This window comes from Paraburkholderia sp. SIMBA_030, from assembly GCF_046535245.1.
In the GTDB taxonomy this organism is placed as follows: domain Bacteria; phylum Pseudomonadota; class Gammaproteobacteria; order Burkholderiales; family Burkholderiaceae; genus Paraburkholderia.
The window spans coordinates 1-232 of the sequence record NZ_JAWRXB010001731.1 but is presented as its reverse complement, the minus strand read 5'-3'; the positions used below and the strand labels follow the sequence as shown (position 1 = coordinate 232).

Sequence of the window (232 nt, the reverse complement as noted above, 5' to 3'; positions counted from 1 at the left end):
CGGAAGGCGGGCGCATAAGCATCGACGGCCAGGATTTGCTTGCGCTGCCGGAATATATTACCGGCAGACGGATTTCTTACGTATCGTCAGATACCTACTTTTTCCACGGCACGCTGAAAGACAACATCCTCTACGGCCTCAAGCACGCGCCGCTGACGGATCCGGGCTACCAGGGCCAGGATGCCCTCGAATTCAAATGGCGAAACGCGGAGGCGCTACGCGCCGGAAACCC

General features: G+C 58.6%; 1 pseudogene. It reads left to right on the top strand.

The annotated features are described in order from the left end of the window. Positions 1-232: pseudogene (locus SB772_RS45935) on the top strand (hypothetical protein); the annotation flags it as partial.